Origin of the sequence: Solemya elarraichensis gill symbiont, from assembly GCF_002021095.1 — a bacterium.
Classification (GTDB): Bacteria; Pseudomonadota; Gammaproteobacteria; order Chromatiales; family Chromatiaceae.
Genome location: NZ_MPRK01000124.1, coordinates 1 through 5,376 on the forward strand (window position 1 = coordinate 1; position 5,376 = coordinate 5,376).

At 46.7% G+C, this 5,376-nt stretch carries 5 protein-coding genes and 2 tRNA genes; 3 read left to right on the forward strand and 4 right to left on the reverse strand.

The genetic code is table 11. The features are described from left to right. From BOW51_RS07170 to BOW51_RS07185, 4 genes are all read right to left on the reverse strand, one after another. A partial coding sequence (locus tag BOW51_RS07170; RefSeq protein ID WP_135568129.1) for a class I SAM-dependent methyltransferase occupies positions 1-316 on the reverse strand: 316 nt, incomplete at its 3' end. A 99-nt stretch (positions 317-415) separates the two neighbouring features. Continuing rightward, positions 416-1,498: an ankyrin repeat domain-containing protein gene (locus BOW51_RS07175; RefSeq protein ID WP_078477089.1), complete on the reverse strand. Its 1,083-nt coding sequence runs from the start codon at positions 1,496-1,498 to the stop codon at positions 416-418. Positions 1,499-1,735: 237 nt separating this feature from the next. Further along, positions 1,736-2,140: a hypothetical protein gene (locus BOW51_RS07180; RefSeq protein ID WP_078477090.1), complete on the reverse strand. Its 405-nt coding sequence runs from the start codon at positions 2,138-2,140 to the stop codon at positions 1,736-1,738. Between the two features lie 264 nt (positions 2,141-2,404). Then, positions 2,405-2,491 (reverse strand) — tRNA-Leu (locus tag BOW51_RS07185). A gap of 84 nt (positions 2,492-2,575) precedes the next feature. Between BOW51_RS07185 and queA the strand changes: the two genes are divergently transcribed. The 3 genes from queA (at position 2,576) to BOW51_RS07200 (ending at position 4,933) form a co-directional block, all read left to right on the forward strand. Then, positions 2,576-3,592, forward strand: a complete 1,017-nt coding sequence (gene queA / locus BOW51_RS07190) for a tRNA preQ1(34) S-adenosylmethionine ribosyltransferase-isomerase QueA (RefSeq protein WP_078477091.1) — start codon at positions 2,576-2,578, stop codon at positions 3,590-3,592. Between the two features lie 81 nt (positions 3,593-3,673). After that, a protein-coding gene (gene prfB, locus BOW51_RS07195) for a peptide chain release factor 2 (protein ID WP_135568130.1) occupies positions 3,674-4,772 on the forward strand; the annotation gives its coding sequence in 2 pieces (ribosomal slippage) (positions 3,674-3,748 and positions 3,750-4,772; 1,098 coding nt in all). Between the two features lie 84 nt (positions 4,773-4,856). Then, positions 4,857-4,933 (forward strand) — tRNA-Val (locus BOW51_RS07200). Positions 4,934-5,376: the final 443 nt, after the last annotated feature.

Here is a 5,376-nt window from a genome sequence, read left to right on the forward strand (position 1 = left end):
CCGCCACTAACTTACAGACCGATTGCAAGTCAGGACACGTAATTACTACAAAACCATCGGGTTTGAGTACGCGTTTGAACTCAGCTAGTGCCACCGGTACTTCATGAGGATAGAGGTGTTCAATATTATGGCTGGAGAAGATTGCATCGACTGACTCATTATCTACAGAGGACATGTCTGTCATGGTACCCACAATATCTGGTTTTACAGACTCATTTATGTCAAGGCGTAGTTCGTCCCACTCATTTGTATTGAAGGCGTTGGTGGTCTGGTCTTTGAATTTTTGTCCGCATCCGACATGAAGGAAGGTTTTCATTTTATTCACACTATGATTGGTGGGCTACAGCCAATGGCGGCACCACTATGAATTCGGTGAGTATAACCTCAATGACCGCTTCCGATCCAAAGCGGGCATTCAGTATTCGAGATCAGGATTGTTCCAATCATGTTCAGGCGATTGATTATTGCTAGCCCCGTACTTTATTAGTAACTCTGACATATCACGACTTCCAACTGCCCAGTCTAAAGGCGTTTCTCCGCTCATGTTACGTGCATTAATATTAGCGCCTTTCTTAATCAAGAGCCTTGCTATAGAAAGGTGGTCTTGCTTAGCTGCATTATGTAATGGCGTGGCATCATCTTGCATCCCACCATTAACATCAGCACTATAATCAAGTAATAACTTCACCATAGACAAATCACCTTGACTAACGGCGAAGTTCAAAGGCGTCCCACCGGAAAATGGTTCTTTTGTATCGACATACGCACCTTTATCTAAAGCCTGTTTTGCTTTCTTCAACTCATTTTCAAAAGTAGCCATGAGCAAAAGATAGTCCTGGCTGGGCGGTGTCTCGATGGATTTACTACCATGCGTTTTGAGTAACTTAGCGACTTTTTTATGACCCAAACTAACAGCCATATCCAACGGTGTCATATTGCCCTGTGTTTTTGCGTCAATCTTGGCTCCTCTCTGAATTAGCAGTTCTGCAACAAGAGCATTGTTATATTCAGCCGCTCGATGTAATGGTGTGGCTCCAAACCTTTTCTTGGAGTTTACATCAGCACCCATGTCGATTAGTAATTTGGCAACTGACACATCCCCCCCAAATGCTGCTGCATGTAACGGTGTGCTTCCATCTTTAGCTCTCGCGTTAACATTAGCGCCCTGATTAATTAGAAATTTTGCAATAACAATATTACCTCTATAGGCTGCAACGTATAACGGAGTACCAACAATTCGACCTCCTTCTACATCAACCTCAGCTCCTTTTATTAACAATAGCTCTGCAGCACTCACCTGGTCACATAACACGGCCTTATGTAGCGGCGTTTCACCATATTTACTATCTTGAGAATTGAGATCAAAGCCTCCATCAATATTTCGGGTGATCTCCTTTAAATCCCCTTCACAGACTGCATCATGAAGCTCTCCAGTCGCAGCAACTTGAGTTATGGCTGACAACAATCCCACCACGAACACTGCGATTAATTTCTCCATATTATTAACAGTACGTATATATATTGATATTTTGTCTGCATCTTTCTAGCCCTTATAAAAAGTATAAGTGGTATAAGGAATTAGATACCGAATGAAATCAATAATTGATAAATAATCCAGATTTCGTGAATAATCGCTTCTGGCCGATAGCAGACAATTGGCAGTTTTATGAAATTCAACCAGCCTTAACGACCGCTAACGATCCAAAGCTGACTAACTATTACTTTACTCACAACATCAATCAGGATGAATATCTTTATCCGAGAATAGTAACAGTACAAAACGCGAGAGAAGCAACATTACTATTGTCCATATTGCACCTATCCCTGCTATGAGAACAAAATGACCGAAAAAAAGGCCAAAACCAAACCCAATGCCCAAAGGAAAATAAGCAATTTGCATCACATACTCAAAAGTAGAATAAATCATCGCCAATATCTCGGGAATCAGTAACCCCGTAAGATAACTGACAATAATATGATTTTGTTGAGTGCTTATCTGCGATATTGCATAACCAATTGTAACGATAAGACAGACTGTAAATACCATCGGCCAGATAGTAGTCGCACGCAGTAATCCCCAAGTGATGGGGGTAGTAATCAACCCAGCCAAAAATAGAGGAATATTTATTGATTTCAGCATGGCTACACTGATCGAAAGTTTATTCCTAACTGATGTCCTACTTATTAGTATAGACGTAAGACATCTCAACAAGATGGAGATAAAAATAGAGCGCTTTCTGTTCAGCCTTGAATGTCCGCTATTGGCCGAAAGCAGTCATTTGGGATATCACTTGGTTTCTGCCTAAATTCCTTGCCTAAAGGATGGGCAGTGTGTACTAGAAACATGTACTAGAGCGGCAAATAAAAAACCCGCTAAGACATTGAATCTTAACGGGTATATATATGGTACCGAGGGACGGACTCGAACCGTCAAGGCCGTGAAGCCGGGGGATTTTGAATCCCCTGTGTCTACCAATTCCACCACCCCGGCAAAAGTGCTGAAGCGGCGTAGTATACCCGAAAAAGTCATTTCTGTAAGGGAGATCACAGCCTTGCGTGATATGATATCGCCGCTATGAAACGATCAGATTTTCAATTTGACTTGCCCGAAGAGTTGATTGCCCAGTTTCCGCCCGAAAAGCGTGGAGACAGCCGCTTGCTATGCCTGAATGAATCGAATGGGGCGCTTGATGACAAGCACTTCAGCGATTTGCCCGATTTGCTCGAAAAGGGTGATCTGCTTGTGTTCAACGATACGCGTGTCATGAAAGCACGTCTGCATGGTGTCAAGGAGACGGGTGGGCAGGTTGAGATACTGGTGGAGCGCCTGATTGATGATTCCTATGCACTGGCACATGTCAGGGCGAGTAAATCTCCAAAACCAGGTACAAGACTCCTCATAGATGACGGTATTATCGAGGTACGTGGGCGTGAGGGTGATCTTTTCGAGCTGACTTGTACCAGTCCAGGATTCGCCACGTTGATGGAAACCAAGGGCCACGTACCCTTGCCGCCCTATATCGAGCGTGAAGACGTAGATGAAGACCTGGAGCGATACCAGACTATCTATGGTGATAAAGTGGGTGCGGTTGCTGCGCCCACAGCTGGTTTGCATTTCACGCATGAACTACTTGAACGTCTCGATGCGAAAGGTATCCATTCAGCACGTGTTACCTTGCATGTGGGTGCCGGAACCTTTCAGCCGGTACGAGTCGATGATCTGGCTGATCATGTTATGCACAGCGAGTGGCTGGAGGTGGCTGAATCGACCTGTGAGCAGGTGAGAGCGTGCAAGGAGGCCGGTGGGCGTGTTGTGGCGGTTGGCACAACCAGTGTGCGGGCCCTGGAATCGGCAGCTGCTAGTGGTCAATTAGAGGCATACGTGGGCGATACCGAACTCTTTATTACACCGGGCTACAAGTTCAGCGTGATTGATGCACTTGTGACCAATTTTCACTTGTCGGAGTCGACGCTGCTGATGCTTGTCAGTGCGCTGGGTGGTTACGATAATATTAAACGTGCCTACCAGCATGCGATCGATCAACGCTATCGCTTTTTCAGCTATGGCGATGCAATGTTGATCACTTTGTAGCGAAATCGAATAGCGACCATCTGTTTTTACATCGTTTTCCCAATCAACTAAAATGGCGCTCTTGTAAGAGCGGGGTACACAATGCAGGATATCAATCCAATTACCAACTCCATCAACGATATCAAGACGCGACTCGTATCGCTCAGGGGGTATCTTTGACTATGATGGCAAACGTGAAAAGCTCGATGAAGTGATGCGTGAACTTGAAGATCCGGATATCTGGAATGATCCGGAGCATGCTCAAGCACTAGGTAAGGAGCGTGCACTGCTTGAAGGTGTCGTAGAAAATATTGATTCGATTGATGCTGTCATTGCAGATGCCGGTGACCTGCTGGAGATGGCAGTAGAAGAGGGCGATGAAGAGACTGTCGATGCGATCGCCTCTGATGTTGAGACATGCAATAAAAAGGTAGCCGATCTCGAATTCCAGCGCATGTTCTCAGGTGAAATGGATGCCAATAACGCTTTCCTGGATATACAGGCTGGCTCCGGCGGAACCGAGGCGCAGGACTGGGCCGAGATGCTGCTGCGCATGTACCTGCGCTGGGCTGAATCGCATGGATTCAAGGCGGAACTGATGGAAGTGAGTGCCGGCGACGTCGCAGGTATCAAATCAGCAACCGTTAAAGTTGATGGCCCCTATGCTTTCGGCTGGTTGCGAACCGAGATTGGTGTGCACCGCCTGGTACGCAAGTCACCATTTGATTCAGGCAACCGTCGCCACACATCCTTCTCGTCAGTGTTTGTCTCGTCTGAGATTGATGATTCATTCGAGGTGGAGATTGACCCAAGTGATCTGCGTATCGATGTCTACAGGGCATCAGGTGCTGGCGGACAGCACGTCAACAAGACCGAGTCTGCCGTGCGTATCACGCATAATCCGTCTGGCGTAGTCGTTCAGTGTCAGAATGGACGATCGCAGCACCAGAACAAGGATCAGGCAATGAAGCAACTCAAGGCAAAGCTCTATGAACTTGAGATGCAGAAGCGTAGCGAGTCCCAGCAAGCTCTTGAGGAGACCAAGTCCGATATCGGCTGGGGTAGCCAGATCCGCTCCTACGTACTCGATCAGTCTCGCATCAAGGATTTGCGCACAAATGTTGAGACAGGTAATACAGGCGCTGTTCTAGATGGTGCACTCGACCAATTTATCGAGGCCAGCCTGAAAAGTGGCTTGTAAGCACATTTGGAGCTTGTCATTCGCCTCACGGGCGGCTAAAATGCGCATCTTTCCTCAGTAGCCAAAGCTACTGATATCGACTCCAGGCGCGTAGCTCAGTTGGTTAGAGCACCACCTTGACATGGTGGGGGTCGGTGGTTCGAATCCACTCGCGCCTACCAATACCAAAACCCGGCAATGCCGGGTTTTTTATTGGTGCGAGGGGGTGAGAACAGGGTTCGACAAAATCGCCGGGAGCGATTTTGATCGCGCGTAGCGCGAGGGCAGGATGCCCGAGATAACCTACTCGCGCTTACCAATAGAATCAAAGGTTTAGCATTTCACACCAGGTCATTTTATATGCTTCAGGTTAACAATCAGGTTAACTGTATATGTTCTAATCTAATCAGTGCTTTTCTTGAGGACGTGCTGGCAGGAGCATAGAGAAGGTACGATGATTATAAAGTGAGATGTAAAATCAAAAAACCATTTCATAGTAGTCATGTACGGTTGTACGACCTCCAAAACCTTCGCTGCGCGCCAAGGAGAGAGAATCGAAGGCGCGTAGTCCCCGGTAGCCACTAGGCGAGACTGTTTTTCTGACGTGCGCCAGCGCCAAAGGAAA

What these genes read in the sequence shown, in the direction of transcription:
- BOW51_RS07175 (WP_078477089.1), bottom strand. Translation starts at nt 1,498, where the DNA reads ATGGAGAAATTAATCGCAGTGTTCGTGGTGGGATTGTTGTCAGCCATA.
- BOW51_RS07180 (WP_078477090.1), bottom strand. Translation starts at nt 2,140, where the DNA reads ATGCTGAAATCAATAAATATTCCTCTATTTTTGGCTGGGTTGATTACT.
- queA (WP_078477091.1), top strand. Translation starts at nt 2,576, where the DNA reads ATGAAACGATCAGATTTTCAATTTGACTTGCCCGAAGAGTTGATTGCC.